Here is a 15650-nt window from a genome sequence, read left to right as displayed (position 1 = left end):
AAGCCGCTGTTCATTATGTGCTCTTTCGCTACAATCGTGAGCACTGACATTCACCGTATCGAGGACACCATGTACAACTTCTCCCGCTATCAGGCAAAAGAACTGGCGCTGGCTTACATGAGCGGCAAAAAACACGATCTGTCGCCGCAGGAATTTTTGCAGCAGCTGAAAAGCAGCGAGCGATCGTTTGAGCATCTGCTGAAACACGGCAGCGAAATGCCGCGTGACGTGCTGGTTAAAAGCTTCTGAACAGCCGGTTGCCGGCCATTTTCCCTCTACGCCGCCGGTGGCGAGCCTGACAGGCCCGCGCATTCCCGGCCGTTCATTCCCCGTTCCTCATCCTGCCTCGTTTCGTCCCCACAGGCGAAAACCCCGTAAATTCGCATCAAGAGGCGAATTATTGACATATTCGTATCCAGGTGCGAATTTATAGTTATCTCTCCACAAACAATGGAACGCGCCATGCCGACGCCAATCAGCGTAATCAGCGGCGATCTGGTCGATTCCCGCCGATCAGACACCGTCAACTACCTCAATGGGCTGCATAACCTGCTCGATCGACTGCGGCGTGACGGGCGGCTGCATCAGGTGGAAATCTTTCGCGGCGATGCCTTCCAGGCGCAGGCCGCCCCGGAGGACGGGCTGTTGCTGGCGGTGTACATTCGCCTCGCGCTGCGAGCGATGGGCGCCGCGCACTGGGATGCGCGCATCGCCGTCGGGCTGGGCAGCCAACGGCCCGACGCCGCCGGTTACGGCAGCGCCTTTATCAACTCTGGCAGCGCGCTGGACGCCATGGCAAAAAATTGCCGGCTGGCTCTGAAAACCGACAACGATCGGACAAACGCCATTGTCAGCGATCTGCTGCCGATGTTAGATCATGTGATTGGCCGTCTGTCACAGGCCGAAGCGCGCATCGTTCAGGCGAGAATGTTCGCCGACAGCGGCGCCGCCGTGGCGGACCAGCTGCAAAAAGCCGCCTCCACGGTCTCCGCCGCGCTGAAACGCGCGGCCTACGAGGAAATCATGCGGTTTATTCACGCCATTAACAGGATCGTCTGACCATGGATCTGACCTATGCGCCTTTGCTGGCCTGGCTGTTGCTCTTCCATCTGCTGGCGGATTTTCCGCTGCAGCCGCTGAGTTGGGTGGAAGATAAAATTCGGCATCGCGCGCGTTCGCGTTTTCTGGTGTTGCACGCGTTGCTGCACGGGGTGCTGGCCGCCTGGGCGGTGGCCGGTTTCGGCCTGCTGCATGGCGGGCTTTCTTCACTGCAGGTGCTGGCCAGCCTGCTGGTCATCGCCGTCAGCCACTACCTGATCGATTTGCTGAAAGTCACCGCGATGAACCGCCTGAGCCCGGCCCGCAGTTTCCTGCTCGATCAGGGATTGCATCTGGCGGTGATCGCCTTGCTGTGGCTGGGGCTAACGCCGAACGCCGGTGAACTGCTCGCCGCGCTGGGGCGGCAGCTGGGGCGTTGGCAAACCGGGCTGGTGCTGGTGGCCTACAGCCTGATTTATCTGCCGATGAGCCTGCTGATCGGGCAACTGCTGGCGCACTGGACGCCGCAAATGCCGCCTTCGGCCAAGGCCGACAACGACTCGCTGCTGCGCGCGGGCAAACAGATTGGCTATCTGGAGAGAACGCTGATCCTGACCTTTGTGCTGCTGGGGCAAATCCCGGCGATCGGCTTTTTGCTGGCGGCCAAATCTATCTTCCGTTTCGGCGATCTGCGCCAGAGCGACGATAAGATGCGTACCGAGTATGTGCTGCTCGGCACGTTGTTTTCCTTCACGCTGACCATCATGCTCGGCCTGCTGGTCAACAAACTGCTGTAGCGGTGCAGGGGCGAAGAATTTCGCCCCTGGAGCGAACGCCGAGGCGGCTTACAGCCACTCGCCGAAGCGGCGGATATAGAAACGCTTCATCAACTGGGCGACCACGCAGTAGCTGACCAGCGTAGCGGCCAACCACGGGAAGTATTCCCACGGCAGCGGCTGCAGGCCAACCAGGGCGCCGAGCGGCGAGAACGGAATGTAGATGCCGAGCGCCATCACCAACCCGGTGGTCAGCAACACCGGCAGCGCCGCGGTGCTCTGAATGAACGGGATCTTCTGGGTGCGCAGCATATGCACCACCAGCGTTTGCGACAGCAGCCCCTCAATGAACCAGCCGGACTGGAACAGCGCCTGGTGTTCTACGCTGTTGGCGGCGAAGACGTACCACATCAGCGCATAGGTCGTAATATCGAAGATCGACGAGGTCGGCCCAATCCACAGCATAAAGCGCCCGATGTTTTTGGAATCCCACTTGCGCGGCTTGCGCAGGAACTCTTTGTCCATCTTGTCCCACGGCAGCGACAGCTGGGAAATGTCGTACATCAGGTTTTGAATCAACAGGTGGATCGCCAGCATCGGCAGGAACGGGATGAAAGCGCTCGCCACCAGCACCGAGAACACGTTGCCGAAGTTGGAGCTGGCGGTCATGTTCAGGTACTTGATGATATTGCCGAAGGTTTCGCGCCCTTTGATCACCCCCTCTTCCAGCACCATCAGGTTCTTTTCCAACAGGATGATGTCCGCCGATTCCTTGGCGATGTCGGTGCCGGTGTCGACCGAGATGCCGACGTCGGCGTCGCGCAGCGCCGGCGCATCGTTGATGCCGTCGCCGAGGAAGCCGACGGTATGGCCGTTGCTCTGCAACATTTTCAGCACCCGCGATTTCTGCAGCGGCGTCAGCTTGGTGAAGACCGTACGCTGTTCCACTTCGCGCGCCAGCTCTTCGTCATCCATCTGTTCAATCTGCAGCCCGGAGAGCGGCTCGCCCGGCTCCAGGCCGACATCGCGGCAAATCTTACAGGTGATCACCGGGTTGTCGCCGGTCAGCACCTTCACCGTCACACCGTTTTCCTGCAGCGCGGCGATCGCCTGCTGCGCGCTCTCCTTCGGCGGATCGAGGAAAGTCAGTAACCCTTGCACCACCATGTCGCGCTCGTCGGCCACGCTCAACGGTTCGGCCGGGCGCTTCGCATCCAGTTCGCGCGTCGCCAGCACCAGCACGCGGAAACCGTCTTCGTTATACTCGCGAGCCAACGCCTGCAGCGCCGCACGGCGCGCGTCGTCCAGTTCCAGCGTTTTGTCGCCTTCGCGCACGTGGGTGGCGATCTCAAGCATCTCCTCTACCGCGCCCTTACAGATCAGCTGCTGCTTGCCATTTTCGTCCGCCACCACGATCGACAAACGGCGGCGCACGAAATCGAACGGCAGCTCATCCACCTTGCTGAAACGCCCCAGGGCTTCAATCCCCGGTTTGCCGCGGCCAAAGCGGATCACCGCCTGATCCATCAGGTTCTTCATGCCGCTCTGATGGAAGCTGTTCAGCCAGGCCAGGTGCAGCACCTCGTTATCTCTGGCGCCAGTGACGTCGATGTGGTGCTCGAGAATGATGCGATCCTGGGTCAGCGTGCCGGTCTTGTCGGTGCAGAGCACGTCCATGGCGCCGAAGTTCTGAATGGCGTTCAGGCGCTTCACCACCACCTTGCGGCGCGACATGGCGATCGCCCCTTTCGCCAGGTTGGAGCTGACGATCATCGGCAACATTTCCGGCGTCAGACCGACCGCCACCGCCAGTGCGAACAGCGCCGCCTCGCTCCAGTCGCCTTTGGTGAAACCGTTGATCAGCAACACCACCGGCACCATCACCAGCATGAAGCGAATCAGCAGCCAGCTGACGCTGTTCACCCCGCGATCGAACGCGGTTTGCGCCCGCGAACCGACGATCGACTTGGCCAGCGAGCCGAAGTAAGTGCGCCCGCCGGTCGCCACCACCACCGCCGTGGCGGTGCCGCTGGCGACGTTGGTGCCCATCAGGCAGATATTGGACAGCTCAAGCAGCGCATTCTCGCTGGATACTTCCCCTTCGCTCGACTTCTGCGCCACGTTGCCCATGGCATCGTATTTCTCGATCGGGATCGCTTCGCCGGTCAAAATCGCCTGGCTGATGAACAGATCGCGCGAGGCGATAAGACGCACGTCGGCCGGCACCATGTCACCGGCGGAGAGCTGAATGATATCCCCCGGCACCAGTTCACGGATCGGCACTTCCAGCGTCAGCGGATGCGCGCTGTAGCTGCTGCGGCGCAGCACCGTGGCGGTGGTGCGCACCATCGACTTCAACGCTTCCGCCGCTTTGTTGGTGCGGTATTCCTGCCAAAAACGCAGCAGCCCGCTCAGCGTGACCATGGTCAGAATGATAATGACGCCGGTGAGTTCAGTTTCTTCACCGTTCTGGCGCGGCAGCCAATAATCGGTAAAGAAACTGATCGCAGCCAGCACCATCAGTACGAAGATAAACGGGTTGTTGAAGGCCTTGATCAGCTGAATCAAGGCATGCGGTGCCTTGTCGTGGGCGACCTGGTTGGCGCCGAACTGCTCCAGCCGCTCATCGGCGTCGTCCTGGGTCAAGCCGTTGCGGTTGCACTTCAGGTTCGCCAGCGTTTGGGCGATGCTGTTGGTCGCCTCTTGCGCAATGGCGTAGGCCGCCGCATCTTTATCACGGCGACGCATTCTTTCATTAATCTGAGTCATAACGCTATTCTCTTATTTTCGTTCTACGCACAGGGATATCCCGCCCGATAAACAGGTGGCTCTGCGCAGAGTGGAATTTTTAATTAGCGTGACTAAATGGCGGAATTACCCTGTCAGCCACGCAAGAATCATTTCCCTTCCGGGGTCATCGTCCATAACGCCTCCTTAATGCCCCACGTTATTCAAGGTGCTCATGAATAAAACCGAACATATAATCAAGTTAATCAATATTTATATTATTATTCAGACCGGTAATTCGGACGCGACGCGCCAGCGAACGGCACTCACGCTTTTTTCCAGACTGACGCGGCAAACAATACCTTCGATTTCTTTTTGCGCGGCCGGGGTGGCGGTAATTTCCGCGCACACTTCCAATTGCCCCGGACTGGAAATATCGGCGCTGCGCAAGGATTGCAGCCGCAAGGCGACGCCGTTCAGCGCCTGCAGGATCAGGGTGCGCACCAGAATTTCGTCCTGCTCGCCGCAGGTCACCTGAATGCGGTAGCACAGTTCCAGATCGGTCACCTGCTGATGCGGCTGCAGATTGATGCGCTGCGCGGCTTCGCGCAGCAGGATATTGGCGCACAGGATCACCAGCGTAGCGACCACCGCATCCCAATGCTGGCCCAGGCCGCACAGGACGCCAATCCCCGCCGAACACCACAGCGTGGCGGCAGTGTTGAGGCCGCGAATGTTCAGCCCTTCACGCATGATAACGCCGGCGCCGAGGAAACCAATACCGGATACGATCTGCGCGGCCACCCGGCCGGCGCTGGCCGGATCGGTGGACATGGAGCTGAGAATAAAGACCGCCGCACCGGTCGCTACCAGCGCATTGGTGCGCAGGCCGGCCATGCGCTGGCGCCACTGGCGTTCGGCGCCAATGACCGCGCCCAGACACATCGCCAGCAATAAATTTAAAACGAAAGGAGTCATCGCCATGACTGTCCCCTTAATAACCGAAGGAGATAAAATCATGTGCTGTTTAGCACACGCGAAAGCGCGCTGAAAATAAATCAGCGAATCAGCGTGTCGTGCCTGGAGGGAAAAGGCTGTGGCTGCAAAATACCATAATAACGTCCAACTCGATTCACCTGAAACCGTCAGGCATCAGGAAACGTTTATTACTCGGGTATGCACAGCTCAGAAATAACTGGAGAGGGGTGCTGCCCGCCGATAACGGCAAGCAACAAATCAGAAGAGAATTGGTCAGCTTGCCTTATTTGTTTTATTACAACTACAACTGTCCAATTGGGTTTCTCCACCGAAATTTTGGCTGAGTATAGTGACGTCGGATAATGAAGTAAAGGCTAATTTATTAAACGAAAAATAAACTGGAATACGGCGATGATATTTCGATGTCACAAATAGAAGATGGCGACATTGGACGCCGACGCCGCCTTCCGGCCGCTGCATCAGGCCCTATGGGACAAAGCGCTGACCGCCAATTTCAGCGCGCAGCCTTTCGCCGGCATCGCGGCCCACAGCCTGCGCGCCACACTGGCCGACGGCCGCACGTTCGACGTTGCGCCTTAGCAAGGTCGCCGGCAGTGGGCTACGCTAGGCTATATTTCCGACGACCCGCAAGGAGTGGCCGATGACGCCTCTGATCCACACTCTGCTCGACGAAATTTGGCAAAGCCTGGGGCAGCGCCCCGCCCCCGCCGACCGGCTAACCGTAAGCGGCACCGGCGCATTGCCTTCGGCGTTTCCCGTGACCGAATTGGCTACCGCCGCCTGGGGCGCCGCCGGTTTGGCCTGCGCCGAGTTGCTTCGCCGCGAGGCGGCCGACGCGCCGCAGGTCTGGATCGATCAACGCCTGGCCTCGCTCTGGTTCGGCTGGACGCTGCGTCCGCTGGGGTGGACGCTGCCTGCGGCCTGGGATGCACTGGCCGGCGACTATGCGACGGCGGATGGCTGGATACGCCTGCATACCAATGCGCCGCACCATCGGCGAGCGGTGGAGCAGGTGCTGGGTTCGGCATCGGATAAAGGCACGCTGGCGGAACGCGTGCTGGGCTGGAAAAAAAGCGAGCTGGAGGAAGCGGTGATCGAGGCCGGCGGCTGCGCGGCCCAAATGCGCTCGGCGGCCGCGTGGCGACAACATATTCAGGGCAAAAGCGTGGCGCTCGAACCGCTGATCCACGCCTCGCTGCAGCCGGAAGCGCCACCGCCGTGCTGGGCGCTACCCGTCGCCCGGCCGCTGCACGGCGTGCGGGTGCTGGACCTGACGCGCATTCTCGCCGGGCCGATCGCCACGCGTTTTCTTGCCGGTTTGGGCGCCGACGTGCTGCGCATCGATCCCTACGGTTGGGATGAGCCCGGCGTTGAACATGAAGTCATGCTGGGCAAACGCAGCGCGCGCCTCAACCTGACCAATGCGCACGATCGCCATACGTTTGAACATCTGCTGAGAAACACCGACGTGATCGTGCACGGCTACCGTGCCGGTGCGCTGGAGAAGTTGGGCTATGGCGTGGAGGAAAGACGCGCGCTGGCGCCGGGCCTGATAGACGTCTGCCTGAATGCCTACGGCTGGAGCGGGCCGTGGCGCACCCGGCGCGGTTTCGACAGCCTGGTACAGATGAGCTGCGGGTTGGCGGAGGCGGGCATGGTTTGGCGCAGCGCCAGTTTGCCGGTGCCGTTGCCGGTACAGGCGCTGGATCACGCCACCGGCTATTTGATGGCGGCGGCGGTGCTGACCGGTATGGCGCAGCGCCTGAGCCGCGGCACCGGCTACCACGCGCGGCTGTCGCTGGCGCGCACGGCGCAGTTGCTGCTGGCGCATCCCTGTTCGGCAGACTACCGGCCGGAACCGCTGGCACCGGCCGGAACCGCCGACGAGAACCCGGAAACGGAATTGACTTACTGGGGGGCCGCGCAACGCCTGCGCGCCCCGTTAAGCCTGCAGGGCACGGCGCTGCAATGGGCGCTGCCGGCGACTACGCTCGGCACCTCGCAACCGGAATGGCTACGCCGCTAAATCGCCGCCAACTGTTGCTGCAGCCACTGCAGCAAGCGGGTGACCGCCGGCGTCAACCCGGCGGTCTGCGGCCACACCAGATAAACGTCGTCATCGCTCAGACGACGGGGCGCGGCCAACGCCACCAGTCTCCCCGCGTCGAGAGCATCCTGGACCAGCAGCTTTTTCGCCAACGCGATGCCAAACCCTTGCTCCGCCGCGCGAATCAACAATCCGGCATCGTTGAATAACGCCTGTTGCCGCCCGCATAACGGCCGCCCCTGCGCGTTGAACCAGTCGCGCCAGGGACTGACGTCGTGCTCGAGCAACGGAATATCGCCACCGTTCTCGAACGCCGCCCCCCATTCTCGCGCCATATCCGGCGAAGCGACAGGCAGCACGTCACCCGACGCGATACGCTGCGCCTGCAGCCCCGCCCATTGACCGCTGCCGATGCGGATCGCCGCATCGAACCCTCGCTGCGACAGATCCTGCAGCGCCAGCGACGCATCGATATCCAGCGCAATATCGGCGCAGGCCTCATGAAAAGCAGGCAGACGCGGCAACAGCCAATAATGGGCAAAAGACGGCAACACGCTGATGCGCAGCGTCTGGCTTGTCGCCGCACGCCGGGCGCGGGCGACGCCCTGCTGCAGCGCCTGCAGCGCCGGTTCCACCGCCGCCAGCATCTCTTTCCCGGCCGCATTCAGGCGCACGCCGCGCCCGCGCCGTTCAAACAGCGGATAGCCGACCGCCTGCTCCAGCAGCTGAATTTGCTGGCTGACCGCACCGTGCGTCAAATGCACCTGTTCCGCCGTAGCGCGCAAATTTTCCAACCTGGCGGCGATCGCAAAGGTCGGCAAGACATGCAGGGGAATGCGTTCATTCATCATTGGTTAACCAGGCTATCCAAAAAGGTTATTTTTCATCGATTTTGACCGGCAGGCAAATGTTCTATGTTTACCCCATCATCCCTGACGCTTTCGGAGCCACCATGCACCCACGTTTACAACAGGATCTCGCGCAGTTTCCGCAGATCCTCGACCACACCCGCCAGTTGGCGGAAGATTTCCTGACCGGGCTGCAGCAACGCTCGGTCTGCCCGCCGCTCGAGCATCAGCAGCTGCAACCGGGCGACGATCGACTAGATGAAAACGGCGAAGGCGCCCTGGCGGCGCTGGAGCGTTTTTGGCAACGTTATCAGGCCGGCATTTCCGCCAGCGCCGGCCCGCGTTATTTCGGCTTCGTCACCGGCGGCGGCACCCCGGCGGCGGTCGCAGCGGACTGGCTGGTTAGCGTGACAGACCAAAATAGCTTGCTCAGCCATGATACCATCGCAGCCACGATCGAGCTGGCGGCCGTGACGCAGTTGAAATCCCTGCTGGGCCTGCCGGAAACGTTCAGCGGCAGCCTGGTCAGCGGCGCGACCATGGCCAATTTCACCGGGCTGGCCATTGGCCGGCAGTGGCTGGGACAACAGCACGGCGTGGATATCGCCCAACAGGGCCTGGCGGCGCTGGGTTCCATCCGGGTATTGTCGGCCAATCCACATTCCAGCAGCGTGAAGGCGCTCAGCATGCTCGGTATCGGCCGCGAGGCGCTGACGACCGTCGCCAGCCTGCCGGAGTCTGAAGCCATGGATATGGAAGCACTGGAACGGCAGCTCGCCGCCGGCGCCGGCCAGCCAACGTTGGTACTGGCCAGCGCCGGTACGGTCAACACCGTCGCTTTCGACGACCTGCCGCGTCTGCTGGCGCTGCGGGAGCGTTATCCGTTTTGGCTGCATGTCGATGCGGCATTTGGCGGCGTGGCGGCCTGCTCGCCGCTCTACGCTCCAAGACTTGAGGGCTGGCAGCATGCCGATTCCATCACTGTCGACGCGCACAAATGGCTGAACGTGCCTTATGACAGCGCGATCCAATTTACCCGCCATTTGGATCTGCAAATGCAGGTATTTCAGAACCATTCGGCCTACCTGGAAGCACCGACATTGCGGCCAGACAACTATCTGCATTTGACGCCGGAAAATTCGCGCCGCTTCCGCGCCCTGCCGCTTTGGCTGACGCTGAAAGCCTATGGCCGCAGCGGCATACGGGATATCGTCGAGCGCAACGTCCGATTGGCGCAGGCGCTGGGGGCGGCGCTGGCAGCCGATGACAGTTTCCAGCTGCTGGCGCCGGTGAATTTGAACGTGGTGTGCTTCGCACTCAGCCATCCACTGGGCGACAGCGAGGCGGCGCGCGATCGCTTTCTCGAGCGCCTGAGCCGGCACGGCGTGGTGCGCTGCACCCCTACGCGCTATAACGGTCAGCCGGGGATCCGCGCCGCGCTGGTCAACTGGATGACGGAGGAACAGGACATCCGGCTGGCGTTGGACTCGCTGCGCCATTGCCTGGCGGAAACGGCCTAGCGCGCGCGGCGTATTACCCGAGTTGGAAGGCCTGCAAACGCCGTTCTTGCCGCCCGTCATCGCCGATGTTATCCGGCGACAGCCAGGCGGCAAACGCCGCGCGCCGCGCCGGCCATTCCCCGTCGACGATCGACAGCCAGTCGGTGTCGCGCGTGCGTCCTTTGACGACGACGGCCTGGCGGAACGTGCCTTCATAGCGGAAACCCAAGCGCTCGGCGGCCTGGCGTGAAGGCAGATTGAGGCTATCGCATTTCCATTCGCAGCGCCGGTAGCCAAGATCGTCGAACAGATGCCGCAGCATCAGGAAAATCGCCTCGCTGCCCAGCGCGCTGCGCTTCATCAGCGGCGACCAGTTGATGGTGCCCAGTTCGGCCACGCCGTTGGCAGGATCGATGCGCAAAAAAGCGCAGCTTCCCACCGCGCACCCGTTTGACTGATCGATCACTACCATCGTGTTTCTGTCAGCGCTGGACGCCTGAGCCTGAAGATAACGCTGGAAATCTGCGCGCGACTGCGGCCGTTCCCAAAACAGATAAGTCCAGTCGCGACCGTCCTCGGCGGATTGATAAGCCTGATAAAGCGCCTCCCCCCAGCGCGCGAGGTTAAGCGGTTCGAGGCGGCAAAACCGCCCTTGTAGCGGCGAGTGCCCGGGCATGCCTGCCGGCTGCCAATGAGGGAGGGCTTCGCCTATCGGCTGCCCATACTGATTCCGTCTCACCGCGACATCCTGTTTTTGAAAGGTGGAGAGGCAAGTTAAAACCAACGCGAGCCAGAGACAACTCCGACCTGCCATTCCTCCCCTGCGGATCGGGCCGCAGGATGATAGTTTAGAGAAATCACTGAATCACCGTTAAACATTCACGAAAACTATTTCATGTAAAATAAATATCCAGATAACTCATTGTAAAACGGTGATTTATAGCAACAAATAAGCTACACATTCCGGCCATAATGTTAACTTTCGTTTGCCGTTATGATAAAAAAAGAAGTGCTAATCATTAGCATAGAAAGCAGAAAAACACCATAACTTAATGATTTTTAAATAAAAAAAACGAAAAACACCAGAGAGAGCGTTTTTCGCCCACTCAAAAAATGCGCTGAAAGACGTCAAAAAAACGACACATGAATTTTTTTTAAGACTTTTCCTAGCAAACTAAAATTTTGTTTCGTGACATGATGAACAGATTCGCGGCAAGCAATGCAGACAGGCACGGGCGCCAAGCGCAGATCAGGCTCAACATGCCGAAGCTGGACGAGCAGCAGATCGCTCTGACTTAAGCCAAACTTATAGATTCATGCAATTAATAAGTTTAGTATGAAAATATCATTGAGTGACGCCGTGTTTATTGATAGAACACTCGCTACACTGAATTATTGCTCCATTTTGCCTTTCGGCTTTTTAGGCTTTTTCTCATATTACCGCAGTAAAACGGATTTAAGTGGGGGTGCGATATGCCAACGATTATCATGGATTCATGTAGCTATACCAGATTGGGGTTAACCGACTATCTGACTTCGCATGGCGTGAAGAAGCGCCATATTAATGCCATCGAGGACATTGACAGCCTGCATGAAAAATGCAGCAAGTTGAATCCGAGCCTGGTGTTTATTAACGAGGACTGCTTCATCCACGAAGCAAACGCCACCGAGCGAATAAAACGGGTCATTTCACTGCACCCGGATACGTTATTCTTCATCTTCATGGCCATTACCAACGTACATTTCGACGATTATTTATATGTTCGCAAGAACGTCATCATATCGTCAAAATCCATCAAGCCAGAGACTATGAATCAGCTACTTAGTCACTATCTCGAGAGAACGTCTCTGCGTACGGAGAAATCCTCTCTGGATCAAACGCCGGTAACGCTGAGCCAGACTGAATCAAACATGTTACGCATGTGGATGTCCGGTCAAGGCACCATCCAGATATCAGACCAGATGCAAATAAAGGCCAAAACGGTCTCTTCCCACAAGGGAAACATCAAGCGGAAAATAAAAACGCACAACAAGCAGATCATTTATCACGTTGTTCGTTTGACCGATACATTGACCAGTGGAATATTCGTCAATAGCCGCTGAACCACAGAGAACGCCCCCGCTCTGTTTTACCAGCCGTTAAATACCCGGTGATAATGTCATCTGGATAGCCGCCGCTGGAACCACAAAAAAATACCTGCTGCGTTATCCCCCGCTAGCGCAACGGGTATTTTTTTGCCGTCGATAAAAAAAATCTTACCGCAATGAAATAATCTCAAAATGGACAATTTCATTAGCAAATTAATGAGATTAGCCTAAGTTACTGCCCGTGCTCGCGACAGGGCTCCACAAACGTGCCGTCACGGCTGTCGATTTCATTAAAAAACCAGACGCCCGCCGGGTAGTCGTCAAGAGAAACCAGGTACATGGTGCCTTCGTTGAACACCTCTACGGCCAGAATGACGCCTTCACGCCGCGGGCCGCCGTCTGTTTTTACCGTCACTCGATCGTTAACCTGCATACCCTTCTCCATTATTTGCGATTGCCGTCAGTGTATTACAAAACCGGAGGTGATGGACACCGCTCCAGCCCTGCCGGCCTCTGCTATCAGCGTAGCAGCCGCCTGGATTTTCACTTTCTTAACGGTTTGGCCGCAGAATCTTAAGCCGGTCTCGCGTAGCCTGTCTTCAGGCGTTTCCCCCCCAGAGAAGCGCTCGCAAATGAAGAAGTAACAAGGAACTTTTGCCCGCAGACTTGCGGGCTTTTTTTTGCGCACCGCTGAATTGCAGGCATAAAAAAACCCGCCGCGGCGGGTTTTTCTCAATCAGCGCCAGGCGCCAATTAGATAGCGGTAACGTTAGCCGCAGATGGACCTTTCGCACCGTTCTCGATAGAGAACTGTACGTTCTGGCCTTCAGCCAGGGTCTTGAAGCCTTGATCCTGGATAGCAGAGAAGTGTACGAATACGTCTTTGCTGCCGTCTGCTGGGGTGATGAAACCAAAACCTTTAGCTTCGTTGAACCACTTCACTTGACCTTTGATCATGTTAGACATGTCTAATTTCCTTCAATAATAAATGTAAGCCGCCATGGGCGAGGTAGCCGGTCATCAGTTACTTATGGAGGCACTGGAAAGGAAATTCGTCAGAGAAGGGCTATCCGGGATAACGCTTTAAATTTGAACTACTTTACTCAAAATGTCGTGCATAAATAGGTCTGTACCACAGGCCGACATCATTAACTCATGAGCGAGCGGCAATAGCAACCTTTTTCGCCGCAATGGGGCGCTAATCTCGGCTAAACGCACAGGAATTGACCCTGTCTGCCGATAGGGCCGCCGCCTGACTCGCCCATAACGCCCAAGGCAAATGATAGTAATTCTCGTTCTGCTGTTTTATAGTTGCCTGACGAAATCATTCAGGGAGATTCACCATGCCGAGATGGCTTACATTACCGGCTGTCAGTACCGCCGCCCTGCTGGCCTTTGCCGCTTACAGCGCTCCGCAGAGTGCACTGGAGCTCAATTATCAAGCCCCCGACCCCAGCATGGCTCCCGCGCCCAAGCCGCCTGCCCCCTCTGAGCCGGCCCCCAAAACGGGAAAACCGCCGATCGCCTGGACAGAGGCGAGAGATAAAAGCGGTTTTCGCGTCGATATTGAGTGCGATCATCCTGGCTGCAGCAAACCGCGCGCCAAACCTTATCCCGCGTATGAAGGCCCGGTGAAGAAAACCGATCGCCGTCGCCAGTCTGATCCTTATTCCACCAATCAGGATCCCGATTACAACATCCAGTTGGGCTATGAGTGGTAGTGGCGCTTTCGGAGTAATGCCTATATCAGCCTCCTTTGCCGCTGCATAGAATATGCCTCAGTTCACCACTCCTCCTGGTGTTGAACACAACAAGCTGTGTTGCAAATCTTTATGCGCCTCCCTATAGGCGCTTTTTTTTTGGGGCCTATCCCTCAAAGCGTCTTCCGATTACAGATTGCTCTCATTGCCCCACAAAGTGATGAATGTCACAAATACGCCTCCTTGCCATTCTTATTCGGAGGTAACGTTCATGGCCACAGGATCCCTTGCCCTCCTGGCCGTCTTGGCCGGCATTGCGGGCTTCGCCCTCTACAAGCATTTAAAATCTCAGAAAAAAAGCACACTCGTCCGCCCGCACGATCGGTAACCGACAATGCGCTTTCACCGCGAAGGCCCGGCACATCGCACGCCGCGCCTTCGCGGGCTGTCATGCTTTCATCACAAAATTGTCACATTATGGCCATATGATGATTCGCGTTTATCCGCTCTGGCTTAACACCAAGGATTTCGCCCATGACCATAATTAAAGCTGCAAACCATCAGGAAGCAGAAAAACTCATCCGCGCCGGCACCGCCAAGAAAATCGAACTGGCCTACGATATCGGCAGCGACGACTTCTTCCAGCTTGCCAGCCTGTGGTGCGATAAAGGCGCCAAAATCTCCAAAGGAAAAGAACACTTCATCGTCTCGTTGAAAGGGTTCCGCATCCCGCCTAACGATTAATGCCCTGCCGCCCATCGCGGCGGCTTCGCCCCTTCCTCGCAAAACCGCTCTATTCAACCACGCGCGCCTCATTCGATTTCGCTAAGCTAACAGCAGACTTTATTGCGGACGTTCCGCCTGATAATCACGTCCGCCACGATGAGGAGAGTAACCATGTCAACAAATGCAGCGCTGCCCGACACGATGAAAGCGATTGAAATCAGCCAACCGGGCGCTCCCGACGTTCTGGTCGTTACCGAACGCCCGGTGCCCGTTCCGCAAGCGGGCGAACTGCTGGTGAAAATCGCCGCCGCCGGCGTTAACCGCCCCGACGTGCTGCAGCGCCAGGGGAACTATGCCCCGCCGCCCGGCGCCTCGGATATCCCCGGCCTGGAAATTGCCGGCGAAGTGGTGGCCATCGGTGAAGGCGTGACCCACTTCGCGCTCGGCGATCGGGTTTGCGCCCTTATCGCCGGCGGTGGCTATGCGGAATACTGCACCGTGCATGAAAGCAATGCGTTGCCGGTGCCGGCGGGGCTGAGCCTGACCGAGGCCGCCGCGCTGCCGGAAACCTTCTTCACCGTCTGGGTCAACGTGTTCCAGCGCGGTCATCTCAAAGCCGGCGAAACCGTGTTGATCCATGGCGGCACCTCCGGCATCGGCACGGTCGCCACCATGCTGGCAAAGGCCTTCTGCGCCCAGGTGATCACCACCGTCGGCTCCGAAGAGAAACGTCAGGCCAGCCTGGCGCTGGGCGCCGACGTGGCGATTAATTACCGCAGCGAAGACTTTGTCGCACGCACCAAAGACGCCACCAACGGTAAAGGCGCCGACGTCATCGTCGACCTGATCGCCGGCGATTATGTCGCCAAAAACTATCAGGCCGCAGCGATGGAAGGCCGCATCGTGCAAATCGGCACGCAAAACGGCGTGGTGAAAGAGCTCAATCTGATGCCGCTGCTGCTGAAACGCCTGACCCATACCGGGTCGACGTTACGTTCGCGTAGCGTGGCGGACAAAGCGCAGATTGCCGCCGATCTGCGCGAAAAGGTTTGGCCGCTGCTGGAGCGCGGCGTGCTGAAACCGCAAATTTTTAAAACCTTCCCGCTTGAGCAGGCCGCGGCCGCGCATACGCTGATGGAGTCCAGCGAGCACATCGGCAAGATCATGCTGACGTTCTGAGCCTATTCCCCGCGGCCGGTGCT

16 protein-coding genes are annotated in these 15650 nt (G+C 58.4%); 10 read left to right on the top strand and 6 right to left on the bottom strand.

Annotated elements, in window-relative coordinates; all coding sequences use genetic code 11:
• Nucleotides 1-69 precede the first annotated feature (69 nt).
• From CRO23_RS08855 to CRO23_RS08845, 3 genes are all read left to right on the top strand, one after another.
• Nucleotides 70-249, top strand: coding sequence for a hypothetical protein (locus CRO23_RS08855; RefSeq protein ID WP_004935085.1), 180 nt, complete (start codon nt 70-72; stop codon nt 247-249).
• 213 nt (nt 250-462) lie between these two features.
• Nucleotides 463-1059 carry a hypothetical protein gene (locus tag CRO23_RS08850; RefSeq protein WP_015378329.1) on the top strand — a complete coding sequence of 199 codons (597 nt, stop codon included), beginning with the start codon at nt 463-465 and terminating at the stop codon, nt 1057-1059.
• A gap of 2 nt (nt 1060-1061) precedes the next feature.
• Complete coding sequence (locus tag CRO23_RS08845; protein WP_097101796.1) at nt 1062-1835, top strand: DUF3307 domain-containing protein; 774 nt, start codon at nt 1062-1064, stop codon at nt 1833-1835.
• Nucleotides 1836-1883: 48 nt separating this feature from the next.
• Here CRO23_RS08845 and mgtA read toward each other — a convergent pair whose 3' ends face one another.
• Nucleotides 1884-4583 (bottom strand): magnesium-translocating P-type ATPase, encoded by a 2700-nt coding sequence (mgtA, locus tag CRO23_RS08840; RefSeq protein ID WP_028128126.1) that lies wholly within the window; start codon nt 4581-4583, stop codon nt 1884-1886.
• Nucleotides 4584-4826: 243 nt separating this feature from the next.
• Nucleotides 4827-5525: an MgtC family protein gene (locus tag CRO23_RS08835; RefSeq protein ID WP_097101794.1), complete on the bottom strand. Its 699-nt coding sequence runs from the start codon at nt 5523-5525 to the stop codon at nt 4827-4829.
• Nucleotides 5526-5957: 432 nt separating this feature from the next.
• Here CRO23_RS08835 and CRO23_RS25045 point away from each other — a divergent pair, with 432 nt between their 5' ends.
• Together CRO23_RS25045 and CRO23_RS08830 are read left to right on the top strand one after the other, a co-directional pair.
• Nucleotides 5958-6119, top strand: a complete 162-nt coding sequence (locus tag CRO23_RS25045; protein WP_176519320.1) for a hypothetical protein — start codon at nt 5958-5960, stop codon at nt 6117-6119.
• Nucleotides 6120-6180: 61 nt separating this feature from the next.
• A complete protein-coding gene (locus CRO23_RS08830; protein ID WP_097101793.1) occupies nt 6181-7566 on the top strand; it encodes a CoA transferase in 1386 nt (461 codons plus the stop codon).
• Here the strand turns inward: CRO23_RS08830 and CRO23_RS08825 are convergent.
• Entirely contained in the window at nt 7563-8438 is an 876-nt protein-coding gene (locus CRO23_RS08825; RefSeq protein WP_016927211.1) for a LysR substrate-binding domain-containing protein, read from the bottom strand. The genes CRO23_RS08830 and CRO23_RS08825 overlap by 4 nt on opposite strands.
• 101 nt (nt 8439-8539) lie before the next feature.
• Here CRO23_RS08825 and CRO23_RS08820 point away from each other — a divergent pair, with 101 nt between their 5' ends.
• Complete coding sequence (locus CRO23_RS08820) at nt 8540-9955, top strand: pyridoxal phosphate-dependent decarboxylase family protein (protein ID WP_028128130.1); 1416 nt, start codon at nt 8540-8542, stop codon at nt 9953-9955.
• Nucleotides 9956-9968: 13 nt separating this feature from the next.
• Here the strand turns inward: CRO23_RS08820 and CRO23_RS08815 are convergent, their stop codons facing one another.
• Nucleotides 9969-10610 (bottom strand): GNAT family N-acetyltransferase, encoded by a 642-nt coding sequence (locus CRO23_RS08815; protein ID WP_097101791.1) that lies wholly within the window; start codon nt 10608-10610, stop codon nt 9969-9971.
• Between the two features lie 797 nt (nt 10611-11407).
• Here CRO23_RS08815 and rcsA point away from each other — a divergent pair.
• Nucleotides 11408-12037 carry a transcriptional regulator RcsA gene (gene rcsA, locus CRO23_RS08810; protein ID WP_004935115.1) on the top strand — a complete coding sequence of 210 codons (630 nt, stop codon included), beginning with the start codon at nt 11408-11410 and terminating at the stop codon, nt 12035-12037.
• Nucleotides 12038-12254: 217 nt separating this feature from the next.
• Here the strand turns inward: rcsA and dsrB are convergent, their stop codons facing one another.
• Together dsrB and cspE are read right to left on the bottom strand one after the other, a co-directional pair.
• Nucleotides 12255-12455, bottom strand: coding sequence for a protein DsrB (dsrB, locus tag CRO23_RS08805; protein ID WP_004935117.1), 201 nt, complete (start codon nt 12453-12455; stop codon nt 12255-12257).
• A gap of 320 nt (nt 12456-12775) precedes the next feature.
• A complete protein-coding gene (gene cspE, locus CRO23_RS08800; RefSeq protein ID WP_004935122.1) occupies nt 12776-12988 on the bottom strand; it encodes a transcription antiterminator/RNA stability regulator CspE in 213 nt (70 codons plus the stop codon).
• 377 nt (nt 12989-13365) lie between these two features.
• On the opposite strand from cspE, the gene CRO23_RS08795 reads away from it, so the two are divergent.
• From CRO23_RS08795 to CRO23_RS08785, 3 genes are all read left to right on the top strand, one after another.
• Nucleotides 13366-13743: a hypothetical protein gene (locus tag CRO23_RS08795; protein ID WP_028128133.1), complete on the top strand. Its 378-nt coding sequence runs from the start codon at nt 13366-13368 to the stop codon at nt 13741-13743.
• Nucleotides 13744-14256: 513 nt separating this feature from the next.
• Nucleotides 14257-14466: a hypothetical protein gene (locus CRO23_RS08790; RefSeq protein WP_004935132.1), complete on the top strand. Its 210-nt coding sequence runs from the start codon at nt 14257-14259 to the stop codon at nt 14464-14466.
• Between the two features lie 153 nt (nt 14467-14619).
• Nucleotides 14620-15627, top strand: a complete 1008-nt coding sequence (locus CRO23_RS08785; RefSeq protein WP_028128134.1) for an NAD(P)H-quinone oxidoreductase — start codon at nt 14620-14622, stop codon at nt 15625-15627.
• Nucleotides 15628-15650 lie beyond the last annotated feature (23 nt).

The sequence above is a fragment of the Serratia sp. JKS296 genome, assembly GCF_900215445.1.
Lineage (GTDB): Bacteria > Pseudomonadota > Gammaproteobacteria > Enterobacterales > Enterobacteriaceae > Serratia > Serratia marcescens.
The sequence above is the reverse complement of the archived record's forward strand: the minus strand, read 5'-3'. Positions and strand labels throughout refer to the sequence as shown.

Coding starts and splice junctions, on each gene's coding strand:
- CRO23_RS08855 (WP_004935085.1), top strand. CDS start 70: ATGTACAACTTCTCCCGCTATCAGGCAAAAGAACTGGCGCTGGCTTAC.
- CRO23_RS08850 (WP_015378329.1), top strand. CDS start 463: ATGCCGACGCCAATCAGCGTAATCAGCGGCGATCTGGTCGATTCCCGC.
- CRO23_RS08845 (WP_097101796.1), top strand. CDS start 1,062: ATGGATCTGACCTATGCGCCTTTGCTGGCCTGGCTGTTGCTCTTCCAT.
- mgtA (WP_028128126.1), bottom strand. CDS start 4,583: ATGACTCAGATTAATGAAAGAATGCGTCGCCGTGATAAAGATGCGGCG.
- CRO23_RS08835 (WP_097101794.1), bottom strand. CDS start 5,525: ATGGCGATGACTCCTTTCGTTTTAAATTTATTGCTGGCGATGTGTCTG.
- CRO23_RS25045 (WP_176519320.1), top strand. CDS start 5,958: ATGGCGACATTGGACGCCGACGCCGCCTTCCGGCCGCTGCATCAGGCC.
- CRO23_RS08830 (WP_097101793.1), top strand. CDS start 6,181: ATGACGCCTCTGATCCACACTCTGCTCGACGAAATTTGGCAAAGCCTG.
- CRO23_RS08825 (WP_016927211.1), bottom strand. CDS start 8,438: ATGATGAATGAACGCATTCCCCTGCATGTCTTGCCGACCTTTGCGATC.
- CRO23_RS08820 (WP_028128130.1), top strand. CDS start 8,540: ATGCACCCACGTTTACAACAGGATCTCGCGCAGTTTCCGCAGATCCTC.
- CRO23_RS08815 (WP_097101791.1), bottom strand. CDS start 10,610: ATGCCCGGGCACTCGCCGCTACAAGGGCGGTTTTGCCGCCTCGAACCG.
- rcsA (WP_004935115.1), top strand. CDS start 11,408: ATGCCAACGATTATCATGGATTCATGTAGCTATACCAGATTGGGGTTA.
- dsrB (WP_004935117.1), bottom strand. CDS start 12,455: ATGCAGGTTAACGATCGAGTGACGGTAAAAACAGACGGCGGCCCGCGG.
- cspE (WP_004935122.1), bottom strand. CDS start 12,988: ATGTCTAACATGATCAAAGGTCAAGTGAAGTGGTTCAACGAAGCTAAA.
- CRO23_RS08795 (WP_028128133.1), top strand. CDS start 13,366: ATGCCGAGATGGCTTACATTACCGGCTGTCAGTACCGCCGCCCTGCTG.
- CRO23_RS08790 (WP_004935132.1), top strand. CDS start 14,257: ATGACCATAATTAAAGCTGCAAACCATCAGGAAGCAGAAAAACTCATC.
- CRO23_RS08785 (WP_028128134.1), top strand. CDS start 14,620: ATGTCAACAAATGCAGCGCTGCCCGACACGATGAAAGCGATTGAAATC.